At 62.8% G+C, this 18701-nt stretch carries 13 protein-coding genes; 11 read left to right on the top strand and 2 right to left on the bottom strand.

Annotation, left to right across the window (positions count from 1 at the left end):
* Positions 1-22: 22 nt before the first annotated feature.
* The gene (locus KSAC_RS06370) at positions 23-3346 is read left to right on the top strand and encodes an AsmA-like C-terminal region-containing protein (RefSeq protein WP_132306142.1); all 3324 of its coding nucleotides are present in this window, start codon (positions 23-25) and stop codon (positions 3344-3346) included.
* A 46-nt stretch (positions 3347-3392) separates the two neighbouring features.
* On the opposite strand, the gene KSAC_RS06365 is transcribed toward KSAC_RS06370, so the two are convergent.
* Both KSAC_RS06365 and dctA read right to left on the bottom strand, forming a co-directional pair.
* Positions 3393-4694, bottom strand: coding sequence for an MFS transporter (locus KSAC_RS06365; protein WP_110546581.1), 1302 nt, complete (start codon positions 4692-4694; stop codon positions 3393-3395).
* Between the two features lie 55 nt (positions 4695-4749).
* Complete coding sequence (gene dctA, locus KSAC_RS06360) at positions 4750-6120, bottom strand: C4-dicarboxylate transporter DctA (RefSeq protein WP_132304741.1); 1371 nt, start codon at positions 6118-6120, stop codon at positions 4750-4752.
* Positions 6121-6367: 247 nt separating this feature from the next.
* Between dctA and KSAC_RS06355 the strand changes: the two genes are divergently transcribed.
* The 10 genes from KSAC_RS06355 (at position 6368) to rplL (ending at position 18672) form a co-directional block, all read left to right on the top strand.
* Positions 6368-7717, top strand: coding sequence for a DNA recombination protein RmuC (locus tag KSAC_RS06355; RefSeq protein WP_102323151.1), 1350 nt, complete (start codon positions 6368-6370; stop codon positions 7715-7717).
* Between the two features lie 52 nt (positions 7718-7769).
* Positions 7770-8507, top strand: a complete 738-nt coding sequence (locus tag KSAC_RS06350; RefSeq protein WP_102324141.1) for a response regulator transcription factor — start codon at positions 7770-7772, stop codon at positions 8505-8507.
* Positions 8497-9897 (top strand): sensor histidine kinase, encoded by a 1401-nt coding sequence (locus tag KSAC_RS06345; RefSeq protein ID WP_102323152.1) that lies wholly within the window; start codon positions 8497-8499, stop codon positions 9895-9897. Before KSAC_RS06350 ends, KSAC_RS06345 begins: the two co-directional genes overlap by 11 nt.
* Positions 9898-10059: 162 nt before the next feature.
* The gene (locus KSAC_RS06340) at positions 10060-13248 is read left to right on the top strand and encodes an efflux RND transporter permease subunit (RefSeq protein WP_132304739.1); all 3189 of its coding nucleotides are present in this window, start codon (positions 10060-10062) and stop codon (positions 13246-13248) included.
* Positions 13245-14531, top strand: coding sequence for an efflux RND transporter periplasmic adaptor subunit (locus KSAC_RS06335; RefSeq protein WP_102323154.1), 1287 nt, complete (start codon positions 13245-13247; stop codon positions 14529-14531). The genes KSAC_RS06340 and KSAC_RS06335 overlap by 4 nt, the downstream gene beginning before the upstream one ends.
* Positions 14528-16156 carry an efflux transporter outer membrane subunit gene (locus KSAC_RS06330; RefSeq protein WP_132304737.1) on the top strand — a complete coding sequence of 543 codons (1629 nt, stop codon included), beginning with the start codon at positions 14528-14530 and terminating at the stop codon, positions 16154-16156. Before KSAC_RS06335 ends, KSAC_RS06330 begins: the two co-directional genes overlap by 4 nt.
* A gap of 106 nt (positions 16157-16262) precedes the next feature.
* Positions 16263-16697 (top strand): 50S ribosomal protein L11, encoded by a 435-nt coding sequence (rplK, locus tag KSAC_RS06325; RefSeq protein ID WP_102323156.1) that lies wholly within the window; start codon positions 16263-16265, stop codon positions 16695-16697.
* A 4-nt stretch (positions 16698-16701) separates the two neighbouring features.
* Positions 16702-17397 carry a 50S ribosomal protein L1 gene (gene rplA, locus KSAC_RS06320; RefSeq protein ID WP_110546571.1) on the top strand — a complete coding sequence of 232 codons (696 nt, stop codon included), beginning with the start codon at positions 16702-16704 and terminating at the stop codon, positions 17395-17397.
* Between the two features lie 279 nt (positions 17398-17676).
* Entirely contained in the window at positions 17677-18195 is a 519-nt protein-coding gene (gene rplJ, locus KSAC_RS06315) for a 50S ribosomal protein L10 (RefSeq protein ID WP_102323158.1), read from the top strand.
* Between the two features lie 102 nt (positions 18196-18297).
* Positions 18298-18672, top strand: coding sequence for a 50S ribosomal protein L7/L12 (rplL, locus tag KSAC_RS06310; RefSeq protein WP_102323159.1), 375 nt, complete (start codon positions 18298-18300; stop codon positions 18670-18672).
* Positions 18673-18701: the final 29 nt, after the last annotated feature.

The raw sequence follows: 18701 nt of genomic DNA, 5'->3' as shown, positions 1-18701 counted from the left end.
GCGCTGGCGTAGCGTGGACGGTATGATGGAAACAGGTCAACCCACCCCCGTCGGCGCCCCCGGCGCAGGGCGCGTGCGCCGGGCGGTCATGGCGGCGGGGCGCGTGGTGATCTGGCTGGTGCTGCTGTGCATAACGCTGCCTGCGGTGTTCCTGCTTGTGCTGACGGTGCGCCTTTCGGCAGGTCCGCTGGATGTAACGCCCGCGATCAGGCTGTTCATGCCCATCCCGGTCGCCCATGGTCTGCGGCATGAGGATATTATCGGCGGCCTTTCAGCCGGGCATGTGCGCGTGGGCTGGAATGCCCTGCATGGCGGGATACGCGCCCCGTTCGTGATCTGGGTGGAGGATGTGCGCATCCAGCGCCACGATGGCTCGCTGGCCGATACGCTGCGCCGGGGGCGTATTACGCTGGACAGTCCGGCGCTGTTCCATGGCAGCGTGCGTATCCTTGAACTGTCCGTCTCGCAGGGGCGGCTGCGCCTGGCCCGTAATGCGGATGGCAAATTCGGCCTCGATCTGGGACCCAACACACCATACCCTTCGCTCAAGCCGCAGGAACCATCCCCTGTTGACCTGACGGATATCCGTCAGGCCGTCATATCCGATACGCATGTCACCCTGACCGACCGCGCCACGGGCCGTGTGTGGCGACTGGGGGAGGCGGACGCGCATCTGAACATCATAACGGATTCCGGCCAGAAAGGGGTGACGGGGGATATACGCCTCGGCCTTGAGGGCAATGGGGAACGCCTTGTCCTGCATGGATCGGGTGAGCATGTCGGCCCGCAGCAGGTGAACTGGACGCTGCTGCTGGACCCGATCAGCCCCGCCGCCTTCGCGCCGGGACAGAAGGAGGTCGCGCCCCTCGACCTGCCGGTAGGCGGCAGGCTGGATGTGGCGTTCCGTGCCGGGCGCGCTGACTGGCCTTTCCTCATGCCGCGTGAATTCGGCCTCAAGCTGCGTGCGGGCAATGGTCAGGTCACGACCCGCAAGGCGGGGCAGTATCTGGTGGGCGAAGGCGAGGCCGATCTGGCTGGCACGCTGGGGACCGGGGCGGGGGCAGTGCCCTTTGACGGGCCGCTGCATGTGGCGCTGCGCAATCTGGTCCTGCATCTGCGTGCGCCGGGTCACGCCAGCGATGACGGCAGCGGGCCGACGCTGCATGCGACGGCGGACCTGAAATCCGCCTCCCTGCTCCATCCCGCCTCGATCTGGCTGAATGTGGGTGCGCGGGCGCAGTCGCTGGACTTTGCGACACTGGGTGATTTCTGGCCCCCCCGCGCCATGAAGGGCGCGCGGCGCTGGGTGACGCAGAATATCCCGCAGGGCCATGTGGACCTGTTGCAGGTCAATATGGGTATGGCCAGCAATAAGGGGTGGAAGGGGCTGAATGTCGCCTCGTTGGGGGGGACGATCGATGCGCACCGGATGGAACTGCACTGGCTGCGTCCGATCCCGCCCATGCATGACATGGATGCGCACCTGACCTTTGACGGGCCGGACCAGATGATGATCCGTTTCGGCCATGCCTATCAGCTTGTGGATCTGGCGGACCGGCATGTCGACGCGAAGGGGACGGGCCGGATCGAGGTGGGACCCGGCTCCATGCGGATTACGGGGCTGAGCGAAAAGGTGCAGCAGGGCGACATCAACGTCACCCTGCTGGGCAATGTGCGCGACGTGCTGGCCCTTCTGGCCGAACCCCGGCTGAATGTCCTGTCGCGCCATCCCATGTCGTTCACCCATCCGGCCGGGCGGGCGAATGTATCGTTGCATATTGCCCTGCCGCTGGATGCCCATGTCAGGCTGAACCAGATCGACCTGCGCAGTCATGCCGATCTGGGGGATGTGCATCTGGGCAATGTGGTGGTGGGCAGGCCGCTTGACCGGGGCAGCCTTGGCATCGATGCGACCATGAACGGACTGCTGCTGCAGGGAACCGGGGTTCTGGCGGGCATACCGTCCAGCGTCATCTACACCATGGATTTCCGCAGCGGGCCGATGGTGCGCGCGGTGGAAAGCGCAAGCCTGCAGGGTCACGTCACGCCGGAAGGGGTAAGGCGCGCGGGATTCGAGATGGGCGAGCATTTTTCCGGCAGCGCCCTGCTGGATGTCGATTATGACCGTTACGTGGGCGGCAAGGCGCAGGTCGATATCGACCTTGATCTGGACCGTGCGGCGCTGGCCATTCCCATCTGGTCCAAGAAACCGGGGCAGGAAGCCAATGCCTCGGTCGAGCTTGATCTTGACCACGGAAAAATCTCGGGCATCGAGAACATACGCGCCGTCGGCCCGGACCTGCTGATCGATGGCCATGCCGAAACAACGGCGGGTATCGCCCGCAGGCTGATCCTGCGTGGCTTCCGGGTCGGGCGCTCGGTGGGGAATGCGGCGGTCACGCTGCCCATGCGTGACAGTGATCCCATTGGTGTCACTGTTGCCGCACGGGTGCTGGATCTGTCCCCGCTGGTTTCCTACCAGACCGCGTCCAGCAGTTCGGCGGCGGCGAAGACCCAGACATCGCAGGGAAGTGGCGGATACCACATGCCCGAAATGGCGACGGGCCGCGTCAACGGGCCGCCGGGGCGGAGCTGGAACCTCAATGTCGATGCCCGCACGCTGTATTATGGCCCTACTGACACGCTGACAAACGTGCACAGCCATCTGGAAACCAACGGATCGCGGCTGATGCGTGGCGTGCTGACGGTGGGCGGACCGGTCGCCGCCACGGCCCATGTGACCCCGCAGGGCAACAGCCGCCTGCTGGATGTGCATCTGGCCAGTCTGGGCAGCCTGCTTCAGGCCATGAAGGTGACGGATCAGATGCAGGGCGGCGTGACCGACATTAACGGCAGTTTTGATGACAGTGTCGCCACCGCTCCCTTCTCCGGCACGGTGCGGATGGGATCATTCACGCTGCGCGACGTGCCCGCCGTAGTGCGGCTGGCCAATAATGCCTCGATTTACGGCTGGATGCGCGCGCCGCATGCGCCGGGCCTTGAGATTGACCAGCTCAATATCCCGGTCACGATGAACGAGGGCAACATCCACATTGCCGACGGGCTGGTCAGCAATGCCTCTCTCGGCGCGACGGTGACGGGGGATGTGAACCTTGAAAAGAAGTCGCTGGCCCTTGATGGAACCATCATCCCCGCCTTTGCCGTCAATGCGGCCCCCGGTCATCTGCCGGGGCTGCTGGGATGGCTGTTCAGCCCCGAGAAAAACAGCGGCGTGGTCTCGGCCACCTATCAGGTCACAGGGCCGATGGGGAACCCGGCTGTGCATGTGAACCCCTATGCCATGCTGCTGCCGGGGTTCCTGCGTAATCTCATGCACGTCCACTGACCGCCTGCCTCTCGACGGAAGGAGAGGCAGGTGATCAGGTCACCCTTCAGCTTTCCTGCGTGATCCGGTCATGCGCGGGCAGAAGGAATATAACCGTCAGCAGCGAACACGCGATGCAGCCGGTCACGTACCAGTAGAACAGGTCTTCATGCCCGATCTGCTTGAACCATAACGCGATGTATTCAGCCGTGCCGCCAAAGACCGATACCGTCAGCGCATAGGGCAGTGCGACCCCCAGTGCGCGGACACGTGTGGGAAACAGTTCGGCCTTCACCACCGCATTGATGGACGTGTAGCCCGAAATGCCGATAAGGGCCGCCGTAACCAGCCCGAACGCGGCAAGGGGCGACTGCACGGTTGATATGGTCCGCATGAGCGGCACGGTGAACAGGCAGCCCACAATACCGAATGACAGCAGCAGCCGCCTGCGTCCCACCCGGTCCGACAGCGCGCCAAAGGCGGGCTGGATCAGGGCGAAGACCACCAGTGACGCGGTGGAGACCAGCGTTGACTGCTCCTTGGTCAGGCCCACGGTATTGACCAGATATTTCTGCATGTAGATCGTGAACGTGTAGAACGAAACCGTACCGCCCAGTGTCAGCCCGCATACGCCCAGCACCTCGCGCGGGTGGCGCAGCAGGACACGCAGGCCACCATGGGCCGCACTGTCGCGCGTGGCGGCGTTGAACTGCTCACTTTCCGCCATGCCCCGGCGGAACCACAGGATCGACAGCGCCAGCAGCGCACCGATGCCGAAGGGAACGCGCCATCCCCATGCGCCGAGCTGCGCCGGGCTGAGCAGCGCGAACTGCAGCACCAGCAGCACGACAAGGGCCAGCAACTGTCCCATCACCAGTGTCACGTACTGGAAACTGGCATAGAAGCCGCGCTGCGCGGCTGGCGCTATTTCAGACAGATAGGTAGCACTTGCCCCGTATTCGCCCCCAAGGCTCAGCCCCTGCAGCAGGCGGGCGAGCAGCAGGATGCTGGGGGCGGCCACGCCAATGCGCGCATAGGTCGGGCAGACCGCAATGGCCAGCGATCCTGCGCACATGGCGATGATGGACAGGCTCAGCGCCGCCCGTCGCCCGTAACGGTCGGCCATAAGTCCCATAAGCCACCCGCCCACCGGCCGCATGAGAAAGCCGATGGCGAAGACCGCCGCACTCTGCAGCAGTTCCGTGGTTGCGTTGCCCGGCGGAAAGAACGCATGCGCGAAATACATGGAAAATGCGGCGTATACGTACCAGTCGTAATATTCGATCAGATTTCCCGATGAACCCGCAATAATGCTTCGTATCCGCTGTGCGGTGGTCAGCGCGCCGGTCTGGGTCTGGAAAACAGGCATATGGAAGAACCTATGAAGGGCAGGGGACAGGGCGGAAAAAAGGGGGTAGGGAAGCCTAACCGGCGGATGACCGGTTGACGGGGGCAGTCTCGACACCGGGGATGACCGGCGTTTCAGCCTGCTCGTCGCTCAGGCGGCCGGACAGGGCGGCTGCAAGGCGTTCCGTATCCAGCGCGCCTTCCCACCGGGCCAGCACGATGGTGGCCACCGCGTTGCCAATGATGTTGGTCAGCGACCGGCATTCGGACATGAAGCGGTCAATGCCCAGAATCAGCCCCATGCCCGCCACCGGCACATCCGGCACGACCGCCAGCGTGGCCGCCAGCGTTACGAAGCCCGCGCCGGTCACGCCCGCGGCCCCCTTGGAACTGATCATGGCGACCAGCAGCAGGCTGATCTGCTGGCCCAGGCCCAGATGCACATCCGTCGCCTGCGCGATGAACAGCGCCGAAAGCGACATATAGATATTGGTGCCATCAAGATTGAAGGAATATCCCATCGGCACCACCAGACCGACGACGGAAGGTGCGCAGCCTGCGTTTTCCATACGGGTCATGAGGCTGGGCAGGGCTGATTCGGATGAACTGGTGCCCAGAACGATCAGCAGTTCCTCACGCAGGTAGGCCAGAAGCGGAAGGATGCGAAAACCGTTCCACCGTGCAACGGCCCCCAGGATCACCAGCACGAACAGCGCCGATGTCGCGTAGAACGTCACCACCAGAAAGGCCAGATGCAGCACCGCGCCAATGCCGAAACGCCCGATGGTAAACGCCATGGCCCCCAGCGCGCCGATGGGGGCGGCATACATGACCAGCCGTACCACGCCGAACACCAGTTGCGTCAGTTGCCGCAGCAGCGTCAGGATCGCCTGACCCCGCGCCCCCATGTGCGAAAGGCTGATGCTGAACAGGATGGCGATCAGCAGGACCTGCAGGATGTCGCCCGTGACAAAGGCGCTGACGACCGTATCGGGAATGATGTTGAGCAGGAAATCACTGAAGGAATGCGCCTGCGCCCGTGCCGCATAGGCCGCGACCGCATGGGTATCCAGCGTTGCGGGGTCGGCATGGATATGCGCGCCGGGCCGGACGATGTTGGCCATGACCATCCCCACCACCAGCGCCAGCGAGGAGAAGGTGAGGAAATAGACCATGGCCTTGGCCGCGAGCCTGCCCGCCTGGCCCAGATCGGTCAGGCTGGCGACACCCGTCACCACGGTCAGGAATATGACCGGCGGGATCACCATCTTGACCAGCCGGATGAACGCATCGCCCAGCGGCTTGAGGGCTACGGCCGTATGAGGGCAGAAATGCCCCAGTGCGATACCCGCCACCACCGCAAGGACAACTTGCACATACAGGCTGCGAAACAGGGATCTGCGCCGCGCGGGCCGGGCCTGCGGGCAGGTCTGCGTTTCCTCGGGCATGGTGGATGGGTCCTCACGAACGGTTCGGGCGCCCGTGCTGGTCACACGCGGCGGTATGGGCATGCAGGACGCACGCTAGTGGTTTGTGGCACCGCAGGAACCTGAAAAACAGGTGATATGCGATCGTTTCGGTTGGTGCATATCATGGTTGCCAGATATTCCAAAAAAACATGATGGCTTTACAGCACCCGTATTACAGGGCACGGACCTGATTTGTTCTTTCTGATCTGATGGGAAACCTCCAGCCATGTCCGATATGCCCGCATCTGCTGCTGTCTGGATCGGAATGTTCTGTGCCGTTGCGTCGTGCGTGATGTCCTTCATCATCCTGCGCCGCATGTCACAGCAGCCCGACCCGCAGGCGGAAGGCGACGTGCTGGCGCGGCTGTGCATCATGATGGAGCGCGAGACCACGGCCCGCGTGGCGGAAAACGAAGTCCAGCGTGCGCGGATGGCCGAAATCGAACGCGCGCTGTCCACCCGCCTTGACCAGCGGCATCAGGAAATGACGGAAACCTTCAACCGCATTGCCCGCATGATGGGCCGCGACCTGTCAGAAATGCGCGTGACCCAGGCCGAATCCCTGCGCGAAATGGCGGAGGAGGGCAGACGGCAGAGCGATGAACTGCGTGCCGCCGTGAATGAACGCCTGCATCAGGCGGTGGAAAAGCAGATGCAGACTTCCTTCCAGCGTGTGCTTGAACAGATCGGCGCCATGCAGAAGGCGATGGGGGAGGTCTCGGCCATGACCGCGCAGGTCGGGGACCTCAAACGTCTGTTTTCCAACGTCAAGACCCGTGGCGGATGGGGGGAGGCGCAACTGCGCACCATACTCGACGACGTGCTGCCCGAAGGCGCGTACGACACCAACCGCCGCCTGCGCGACGATAGCAGGGAGGTGGTGGAATTCGCAGTCCGCATGCCAGTGCGCGCGACGGTCCCGCCGGTGCTGGCCATTGATTCGAAATTCCCGACCGAAGCCTATGAACGGCTCCTGCAGGCGGTGGAGGACTGCAATCCCGATGCCGAGCGTGCTGCCCGCCGTGCGCTGGAAACCACCCTGCGGATCGAGGCGCGCAAGATCGCGACCAAATATATCGTGCCGCCTGTAACGGTGGAATTCGCCGTTCTCTATCTGCCGACCGATGGGCTGTATGCCGAAGTCGCGCGAATTCCCGGCCTGCTGGACGAAATCGGGCGTGCCTATCGCGTCATCGTGATGGGGCCGGGGCTGATGCCCGCCATGCTGCGTACCATCCATCTGGGATATGTGACGTTGGCGCTGGAAAAGCGCACGGATGACATTGCCCGCCTGCTGGGGGCCACGCGGCAGGAAATGCTGCGTATGGACGGGGTGCTGGAAAAGCTGGCCCGCAATGCTTCCGCCATGTCATCCTCGATTGATGAGGCCCGCCGCCGCACCGGCCTTGTCAGCCGCAAGCTGCGTGATCTGGACATGGACCCGCAACATCCCGTGCCCGCCGGGGATGACGGGACGGCCCCTGCGGCACATCCCGGCATGGCGAACGGGGCGCGGCAGGCCGACATGATGCCCACATGGGCCGATGATGGTCCGCACCCGGACGGGCATGGCTGAAAACGATTTTAATTGGCCCGTTTCCGCGCAGCACTGCATAAAGGAAGGGATCATGACCATGCCGTCCGAAATCAATCCTTCCCAGCCCGCGCCCCTGGCCCCGCAGCCCGTGGCCGCGACGCGTATCCTGCTGATCGAGGATGACAGCAAGATCGCGCAGGAAGTGGTGGAGGAACTGGAAAGCCGTGGCTTCCATGTCCAGCATGAGGAATCGGGGGCCGCTGGCCTGTCCATGGGGCTGAACGCCCATTTCGACGTGATGGTCGTGGACCGCATGCTGCCCGAACTTGATGGCCTGACGCTGATCGAGACCCTGCGGGAGCGCAAGGTGCATGTGCCGGTTCTGGTGCTGTCCGCCCTTTCGGCGGTGGACGACCGGGTCAGCGGGCTGAAGGCGGGTGGCGATGACTACCTGACCAAACCCTTCGCGATGGAGGAACTGGCCGCGCGGCTGGAAGCCCTGCTGCGCCGCCCGGACAATTCCCGCCAGACCATGCTGCGCGCGGGACCGCTGGAGATGGACCTGATCGAACGCACGGTCACGCGCGCGGGGGTGCCGATCGACCTGCTGCCGCGTGAATTCCGTCTGCTGGAATATCTCATGCGGCGTCCCAATCAGGTGCTGACGCGCAACATGCTGCTGGAAGATGTGTGGAATTACCGCTTCATCCCGCAGACCAACCTTGTGGATGTCCATATCGGCAAGCTGCGCCGCAAGATTGACGAAAGTGGCAAGCCCGCCCTGATCCAGAGCATCCGGGGCGCGGGGTTCATGCTGCGTGTTCCGTAACGAACTGTTCCGGACCGCCACTTTCCGCCTGACGCTGGCGGTGGTCGCGGCCATGATCGGATCGGCGGCGTTGCAGTTCTTTTTCGGCTACAGCCAGGCCAGCGTGTTCGAAGCCCGGCGTTCCGACATGCTCCTGCTGCGTGAAGCCAGCATCCTGCAACGCGAAACCCCGCAGGAACTCGAACAGCAGGTACGCGACCGCGCGACCGACGACCTGCGCATCCTGCTCAATGTCACCACGCTGTTCGACAGCCAGCAGCATTATATCGTGGGCGACCTGCATAACTGGCCCGCCGATCTGGTGGCGGACGGGCATGTCCATGTCATCACCCCCGAAGCAACGGGCGGCGGCTCATCCACCGTATTGCGGATGGTTGCGGTGAAGGTGCCGGGGGAGCGGTATCTGGTTCTGGGGCGCAGCCGGCACATGCGTACCGAACTGCGGCTCATGATGCGGCATTCCATGCTGGTGTCGATCGTGCCGACCGTGCTGTTCGCACTCATGACCGGCATCGTGCTGAGCCATCGCGCCCTTTCCCGCGTCAAGGACATGCATGAGGCGATCGACCGCATCATGGAAGGCGACCTGCATGAACGCCTGCCCGCGGGTAAGCAGAATGACGATCTCCAGCGTCTTGCGGGCAGCGTTAACCGCATGCTCGACCGGCTGGAACAGCTCCTTGATGAAATACGCGACGTGGGCAACGACATCGCCCACGATCTGCGTACGCCGCTGGCGCGTGTGCGGGCGCGTCTTGACCGTGCGCTGAACGCCGACCACTCGGCGGAAGCGCTGCGCAATGTCATTTCCCATACCATCGATGATCTGGACCAGTCATTCGCCATCATCACCGCCCTGCTGCGCATAGGCGAGATCGAGAACGGCCGCCGCCGGGCGGGTTTCGGCACGGTGGACCTTGAATCGCTGGTGGCGGATATCATCGATCTGTACGAACCGATTGCCGAGACCAAGGGTATCGCCCTGTCCCATGTTACGGGTGATGATCCCCCCATTCATGTACTGGGTGATCGGGACCTGCTGATCGAGGTTCTGGCCAACCTTGTGGACAACGCCATCAAATTCACGCCCGAAGGGGGGCGGGTGGAAATCCGCACCCGCATGAATGATGGCTGCGCCATGCTCCAGATCGCCGATACGGGCATCGGCATTCCCGCCGGCGAACGCAGGGCGGTCACGGGGCGCTTCTACCGGTCCGATAAAAGCCGTCACATTCCCGGCAGCGGGCTGGGGCTGAGCCTTGTATCAGCGATTCTGGCGCTGCATCACGCGCGGCTCGATATCCTGCAGTCGCGGGTGCATGACAGTCTGCCCGGGGCAACCATGAACATCGTTTTTCCGCCATCCGGAGTTGTGCAGCCCGGAAACTAAATTGAAATTTCATTTGCCACCTGACGCTCCCTCATTAACACCGGAAGGACAGACGGGGAGACGAGACATGCATGAACACCACCTGTCCCGTGCGAAGGCGGCATGCGACATGCGCCTTGCTACGTGGCGTAGACCGCCACAGTGGAGGGTAACTGGCCGCGCATGAACGGTATTGTCGTTACCGCGCTCAAGCGGCCATATACTTTCGTAGTTCTCTCCATCCTGATTGTCGTGTTCGGTGTGCGGGGCCTCCTGCGCACGCCAACGGACGTGTTCCCCAGCATCAATATTCCCGTGGTCGCGATCTGCTGGACCTATACCGGCCTCATGCCGGAAGATATGTCCGGGCGCGTGGTGTACTATTACGAGCGCGCACTGACCGCCACGGTGAACAACATCGAACATATCGAAAGCCAGTCCTATTACGGACGTGGCATCGTGAAGGTGTTCTTCCAGCCCGGCACCGATACCGCCGTGGCGCAGACGCAGATCACCGCCGTTTCCCAGACTGTCATCAAGCAGATGCCCGCAGGCATGACGCCACCCCTTGTACTCACGTACAACGCGTCTTCCGTGCCGGTGCTGACGCTGCAGGTTTCATCCGATTCCATGACGGCGTCGGAAATTTACGACATGTCCTCCAACCTGATCCGCCCGGCGCTGGTATCGGTTGCGGGGGCGGCCATTCCCAATCCCTATGGTGGCCAGCCGGGCAACATCATGGTCGATCTGGACCAGAGCAAGCTGCTGGCCCACAAGCTGTCCGCCACGGATATCGGTAACGCGCTGGGCAAGCAGAACATCGTGCTGCCCGCCGGTGACCAGCAGATCGGCGCGTTCGACTGGATGGTCCAGACCAATGCCTCGCCCGAGGAGATAGACACCTTCAACAACATGCCCATCAAGCAGGAGGGCAATTCCGTCGTCTACCTGCGCGATGTGGCATGGGTGCATGCGGGGGGACCACCACAGACCAACATGGTACTGGTCAAGGGGCATCAGGCGGTGCTGATCGTCATCATGAAAAGTGGTGATGCGTCCACCCTGTCCGTTGTCAGCGGGATCAAGCAGCTTCTGCCTTCCATCGTCAGGACGCTGCCGCCGGGGGTCGACATCACCGTGCTGGGCGATGCCTCCACCTTCGTGAAGGAGGCGGTGCGCGACGTGGTGCAGGAAATGGGCACTGCCGCCATGCTGACCAGTCTTGTGGTGCTGTTGTTCCTCGGTTCGTGGCGATCGACCGTCATCATTGCAACGTCCATCCCGCTGGCCATGCTGTGCTCGGTCATCGGGCTGGGGGCGGCAGGGCAGACGATCAACGTCATGACGCTGGGCGGTCTGGCGCTGGCGGTGGGCATCCTCGTCGATGACGCCACCGTCATGATCGAGAACATCGACGCGCATCTGGAAATGGAAAAGGATCTGGAAACCGCCATTATCGATGCGGCAAACCAGATCGTCATTCCCACCTTCGTCTCGACATTATGTATCTGTATCGTGTGGATGCCGCTGTTCCAGCTTACCGGTGTGGCGGGCTGGCTGTTCATGCCCATGGCGGAAGCCATCATCTTCGCCATGATCGCATCCTTCATCCTGTCGCGTACGCTGGTGCCGACCATGGCCAAATACATGCTGGCGGCGCAGGTCGCGGCCCATGCCAGAGCAAAGGCGGAGGGTGGCCATCAGGAACCACGCAATGTCTTTGGCCGCTTCCAGCAGGGGTTCGAGCGCCGCTTCGTCATCTTCCGTAACAACTACCGTGGGCTGCTTGAACATCTGGTGACCATTCGCGGGCGTTTCGTCCCGATATTTGCCCTGTCCGCCTTCTGTTCGCTGGGTCTGCTGGTTTTCGCGGGACAGGATTTCTTCCCCGAAATCAACTCCAACGCGCTGGCGATCCATATGCGCGCGCCCATGGGCACCAAGATTGCCGAAGCGGGCAAGATCGCGATGCTGGTGAATGACGAGATCGAACGCCTGCTGCCCAATCAGGTCGAAGGCATCGTCAATAACTGCGGCCTGCCGTTCAGTCCGCTCAATCAGGCGTTCATTCCCACGCCCACCGTTGGCGCGCAGGACTGCGATCTGACGGTTACGCTGAAGAATGACGAAGCGCCGGTGGCGGAGTTCCGTGGCATCCTGCGCAAGGGGCTGGCGGAGAAATTCCCCGGCACCGAAATCACCTTCATGCCAGCCGATCTGACCGCCAAGATCCTGAACTTCGGGCTGCCCGCGCCGCTTGATGTGCAGGTATCGGGGCGCAACCTGTATGGCAATTTCGATTTTGCCGAAAAACTGGCCGAAAAGCTGCGGCACGTCACCGGCATTGCCGATGTGTCGGTGCAGGAACCGCTGAATACGCCGACCCTGCGCGTCAATGCCCGCCGGACCTACGCGCTGGGCACGGGCCTGACCGAAGCGGACGTGGCGAACAACGCGCTGGCCGTGCTGTCGGGCAGCGGGCAGGTGGCGCCGACCTACTGGCTGGACCCCAAGACGGGGGTTTCGCATCTGGTCGATATCCAGACGCCGCTGCAGTTCCTGCAGACCCTGAACGATCTTGAAACCATCCCCATCGACAAGGGGGATGGCAACCCGTCGGACAAGGCGCCGCAGATACTCGGTGGCCTGAGCCAGATCGTGCAGACGGGCACGCCCGGCGAGGTTTCGCACTACAACATCATGCCGGTGTTCAACATCTATGCCTCGAACGAGGGACTGGACCTTGGTGCGGTCTCCCGTGAGGTCAACCGCGTGGTGGCAGAGGCCAGCAAGGACCTGCCCGCAGGCTCCAGCCTGAGCGTGCGTGGTCAGGCTTCCACCATGAACGGGGCGTATGTCCAGCTTATCGGCGGTCTCGCGATGTCGATCCTGCTGGTGTACCTGATCATCGTGGTGAACTTCCAGTCGTGGATGGACCCGTTCATCATCATTACGGCCCTGCCCGGTGCGCTGGCGGGTATCGCATGGAGCCTGTTCCTGACGCACACGACCCTGTCGGTTCCGGCGCTGACGGGGGCGATCATGTGCATGGGCACGGCCACGGCCAACTCCATCCTTGTCGTCTCCTTTGCGCGGGAACGGATGGATGTGCATGGCGATGCCGTCCGCGCCGCGATCGAAGCCGGTTATGAACGTATCCGTCCCGTCCTGATGACGGCGTCGGCCATGATTATCGGCATGCTGCCCATGTCGCTGAGCAATTCGCAGAACGCGCCGCTGGGTCGTGCGGTGATGGGGGGGCTGCTTGTCGCAACCTGCGCCACGCTGCTGTTCGTGCCCTGCGTGTTCGCCCTGATCCATTCCAGAAAGTCCAAGAAGGCCGCCGTCGGCGAAGGAGAGCACGCATGACCGCCACAGGGGAAAACCACACGCCGCACAGGTCCGGGCGTGGGCGGCTGTACGCCACTGTGGGCGGGATCGTGCTGGCCGCGGTTGTTATCGGCGGCATTGTGGAACGCCGCATCCATGTCTCCCACCTGAAGGCCGCGACACAGGACGCGGCCATTCCCCGCGTGCAGATCATCCTGCCGCAGAAAGGCCCCAAGACCCGCACGCTGGACCTGCCGGGCAATATTTCCGCATGGTACCAGGCGCCGATCTATGCGCAGGTCTCGGGCTACGTGCAGATGTGGTACAAGGATATTGGCGCCAAGGTGAAGGCGGGCGAGATTCTGGCCACCATCGACACGCCGGGACTGGATGCGCAGTATGCGGCGTCCAAGGCGAATTTTGACGTGGCCATGGCGCGCTACAGGCTGGCGCAGATCACGGCCCGGCGCTGGCGGGCGCTGCAGGGCACGCAGGCCGTGTCGCAGCAGGAAGTGGACGTGCAGGCCGCCAATGCCGAAGTCAATCAGGCGGAGGTGGAAGCCGCCCGGCATGAGGTCTCGCGCTATGCCGCCCTGATCGGGTTCAAGCAGCTTGTGGCGCCGTTCGACGGGGTGGTTACGTCCCGTCTGGCTGACGTGGGCGATTACGTGAACGCGGGCGGGGGCGATGTCTCCTCACGCGGGACGGCGACCGAACTGTTCAGCGTGGCCGACGTGCACCGGATGCGTATTTTCGTATCCATCCCGCAGGACTATGCGGACATCATCAGCCCCAAGCTGACGGGCGACGTGTCGGTGCCGCAGTATCCGGGCAAGGTGTTCCGGGCCAAGTTCCTTGCAACCGCACGTGCGTTCAACTCCGGCACCCGCACCGTGACCACGGAACTGGTTGTCGATAACGACAAGCGGGAACTGTGGCCCGATTCCTATGCCAATGTACATTTTGTCGCACCCGGTGACCCCGATATTCTGATAATCCCCGAAGGCGCGCTTGTATTCCGTGCGCAGGGTATGCAGGTGGCGATTGTGGATGACGATAACCGCATACGCCTACGCAATGTAACGGTTGGCACCAACCTGGGTACGAAGGTGCAGGTTCTGGCGGGTATCGGCCCGAAGGACCGGATTGTGAACAACCCGTCCGCAGGCTTGCTGGAAGGCCAGAAGGTCTATCTGGTCGGCGCGACGACGGGGTACAATGACGCCGGGGCCACGGCATCCCCCGGAGTCGACAAGGGAGATGACGTGCGGGCCATGCCAGCGGGTGACAGTAACGCAAGCGATACCGGGGTGCGGCAATGATGGAAGCGCCGCCCAGCCGGTTCCGCCATGTCCTTTCGCGCCATATGCTCTCACTTGCCGGTTGCGCCGCCCTGGCGGGCGGTCTGGGCGGCTGTGTGGACCTTGCCCCCAAATATCGCCAGCAGCATTACATGCTGCCCGATAACTGGAAGGGCGACGGGGTTGTGCAGTACGGCAACCCGCAGGATGGCGTATCGCGCGGGGATTGGTGGCAGGTCTTTCACGACCCCACCCTTGATGAACTGGAAGAACGTGCAAGCCGCCTGAACCCGGACCTGCAGGCCGATGCGGAAGCCTTCACGCAGGCGCGCGACATCGTGGCGGAAGCGCAGTCCAATCTGTACCCCCAGATCAGCGGGGCGGCTTCAGCCTCACAGAACCAGGCGTCCAGCCACAGGCTGTGGCGTGGTGCGGGTTCGCAGGGGCCGATCTACATGTCGTCGGAGCAGTATAGTGCTTCCGCGCGATGGGAGCCGGATTTCTGGTCCGGCATCCGCAACCGCAGGCGTGTGCAGCAGCGTCTGGCGCAGGCGGCGGCGGCTGACTTCGCCGTGGCGCGTCTGAGCATCCAGTCCGAACTGGCCAATGACTATATGCAGTTGCGCGGCATGGACGCGCAGCATGCGGTCTATCTCGACTCGATCCGTTATTACCAGACCGCGGTGCAGATCACGAAAATGCGGCAGGCGGGGGCTATCGCCGCGGGAATCGATGTCTCGCGCGCGCAGACCCAGCTTTCGTCCACGCAGGCGGCGGATACGGACCTTCAGGCCCGCCGGGCGGTGATGGAACATGCGATTGCCATTCTGGCCAATGTGGCGCCGTCCGATTTCCATATCACGCCCCGTTCCCAGATCAGCTTCCCCAAGGTGCCCGCCCCGGTGGGCATTCCCGCCACCCTGCTGGAGCGCAGGCCCGACATCGCCAGCGCCGAGCGGCATATGGCGGCGGCCAACCGCGCCATCGGTGTCTCGCGCGCGGCGTTCTATCCGCATGTAACCTTCAGTGCGACTGCCGGTTTCATGGATAACGGCTTCACGCTCGATAAATTCGCCAACGGCATGTACAACTATGCCGCGCAGGCTGTCCTGCCCCTGTTCCAGGGCGGACTGCGGCGCGCGGAACTGCAACGCAACTGGTCGCAGTACCGTCAGGCGGAAGACCAGTACCGCGCCACTGTGCTGGCAGCCTTCAAGGACGTGGAGGACGGCCTGAGCCTGACCCATGGCCTTGATACGGAGGCCACGCAGCAGGCTGAGGCGGTGCAGGCCGCCATGCGCACGCAGAACATGACCATGCAGCTTTATACGGGCGGCCTGACCAATTATCTGGACGTGGTGGTGGCGCAGGTCGCGGCCCTTCAGGCCCGCATTGCAGAAGTGCAGGTGGAAACCCGCTACATGCAGGCGCAGGTGGAGCTTATCCGCGCGCTTGGCGGCGGGTGGACCACGGCGGAACTGCCCAATAACCGGCAGATCCGTCCGTTCTCTCCGTTACAGTACACGCATCTGCGCACGCCCAAGGCCGTCAAGGGCGTCAATGTCGATAACGGGCCTGAATCCTACGACCTCTCAGGCAAGGGATTTCAGGACGGGGACTTGACAGGCACACCTAAACAGCGGTAGGTGCGCGCCTCTTATCGGAACGCGGGAGGTCACCCCCATCATACCTTCAGGGTAGGGGGTGGCCACCAGAACCGCGGTCCGGGTGAAACAGTCAGGAGCCCCGGATATGGCCAAAAAAATCGTTGGCTACATCAAGCTGCAAATCCCCGCCGGCAAGGCGAATCCGTCCCCGCCGGTTGGTCCGGCACTGGGTCAGCGCGGCCTGAACATCATGCAGTTCTGCAAGGAGTTCAACGCGAAGACACAGGGTCTCGAACCCGGTATGCCGATTCCCGTCGTCATCACCGCGTATGCCGACCGTACGTTCAGCTTCATCACCAAGACGCCGCCGAACACCTACTTCCTCATGAAGGCTGCCAAGATTTCCAAGGGCAGCTCCACCGTGGGCAAGGCTGCCACCGTTGGTAAGGTGACGATCGCGCAGCTGCGCGAGATTGCCGAGACGAAGCAGAAAGACATGAACGCCAACGATATCGACGGCGCCGTGCGCATGCTGGCGGGTTCCGCCCGCTCCATGGGCATCGACGTGGTGGAGGGCTGATAGAATGGCAAAGAACAAGCGTCTGACCGCAGCCCGCGCCGCAGTCGATAATGCCAAGCAGTATGGTCTTGATGAGGCGATCGCCCTGGTCAAGAACAACGCCAAGGCGAAGTTTGACGAAACGGTCGAAATCTCCATGAACCTGGGCATCGACCCGCGTCATGCCGACCAGATGGTCCGTGGCCTGCTGTCCCTGCCCAACGGCACGGGCAAGACCCTGCGCGTTGGCGTGTTCGCCCGCGGCCCGAAGGCCGAGGAAGCGAAGGCCGCCGGTGCCGACGTGGTTGGTGCCGAAGATCTGGCCGAAAAGGTGCAGGCTGGCGAAATCGCTTTCGACCGCTGCATCGCGACCCCCGACATGATGGCCCTCGTTGGCCGTCTGGGTAAGATCCTTGGCCCGCGTGGCCTGATGCCCAACCCCAAGCTGGGCACCGTGACCATGGACGTTAAGGGTGCGGTTTCCGCAGCCAAGTCCGGTCAGGTCGAATACCGCGCGGAAAAGGCCGGTATCGTGCACGCCGGTGTTGGCAAGGCGTCGTTCGACGGCTCCAAGCTGGCTGAAAACATCCGTGCGTTCGTGGACGCCGTCCAGAAGGCCCGTCCGACGGGTGCGAAGGGCACGTATGTCAAGAAGATCGCCCTGTCCTCCACCATGGGGCCGGGTGTTACGGTTGATGTCTCCGCCTTCACGGCGGGCTGACACCAGCTTCCGAATGACCCTGCCCTGCAAGGGGTAGGGGACAGGAGATGGCGGTCCGCCGCCATTTTCCGAACCTGTCCATGACCGGATGTGGCGAAAGCCTTGATTGCCCGCAGGGGCTGCAACCGGGAGACGGGGATGCCGGATCGGGGCGAAAGCCCGCACTGGTTGTTCCGTTAAAAAAGGACAGGCGAACCGGGATGCAAGCGGCCTGCCGCAACATCCCAAGGGTAAACCCTATCTGCCGGTTTTGCCGGCGGATGATGATGGAGACGGGATTTGGACCGTACGGAGAAGCGGGAGTTTGTTGCCTCCCTCGCAGCCGTGTTCGCGAAGACGTCCATGGTCATCGTCACCCGTAATGACGGGCTGACTGTGGCTGATGTGACGGAACTTCGGCGTCGCGTGCGTGCGGCTGGAGCTACACACAAGGTCGCGAAGAACCGGCTGACCTCTCTCGCCCTGGCAGGGACCCAGTTCGAAGGCATCAAGCCGCTGCTGAAGGGGCCGACCGCGTTGTCGTGGGCGGATGAACCCGTATCAATGGCGAAGGTGCTGGTCGAGTTCGCCAAAACCAATGACAAGCTTGTTCTGCTCGGCGGATCGCTTGGTGCCCAGACGCTCGATGTCGCGAGTATCAAGGCCCTGGCGGAACTGCCGTCCCTGGATGTTCTGCGTGCGCAGCTGGTGGGGCTTATCTCCACGCCGGCAACCCGCATCGCAGGCGTGCTCCAGGCGCCGGCCGGACAGCTTGCACGGGTTTTTGGTGCCTATGCCAAGACGGGCGAAGCAGCCTGAGACCCAATGGCCCGGCCCGCCGGGTTATCAACAAAACGGCATTTTTCCGAAAAAACGGGATTGTGCTGTGTCAACCAGTGTATAAATTAGGAAGACCGAATTATGGCCGATCTGAACAAGATTGTTGAAGACCTGTCCGCTCTGACCGTTCTGGAAGCGGCTGAGCTGTCCAAGCTGCTGGAAGAGAAGTGGGGCGTTTCCGCTGCCGCTCCGGTAGCCGTTGCTGCTGCTCCGGGTGCGGCTGCTGCTGCTCCGGCAGAAGAAAAGACGGAATTTGACGTTGTCCTGACCAAGGCCGGCGACAAGAAGATCAACGTGATCAAGGAAATCCGTGCGATCACGGGTCTGGGCCTGAAGGAAGCCAAGGATCTGGTCGAGGGCGCGCCCAAGACCATCAAGGAAGGCGCCAGCAAGGATGAAGCCGAAAAGATCAAGAAGACCCTTGAAGACAACGGCGCTTCCGTCGAAATTAAATAAGTTGGCCTATCTGGACGCGTCGTTCGCGG

The organism is Komagataeibacter saccharivorans (assembly GCF_004348195.1).
Classification (GTDB): domain Bacteria; phylum Pseudomonadota; class Alphaproteobacteria; order Acetobacterales; family Acetobacteraceae; genus Komagataeibacter; species Komagataeibacter saccharivorans.
The sequence above is the reverse complement of the archived record's forward strand: the minus strand, read 5'-3'. Positions and strand labels throughout refer to the sequence as shown.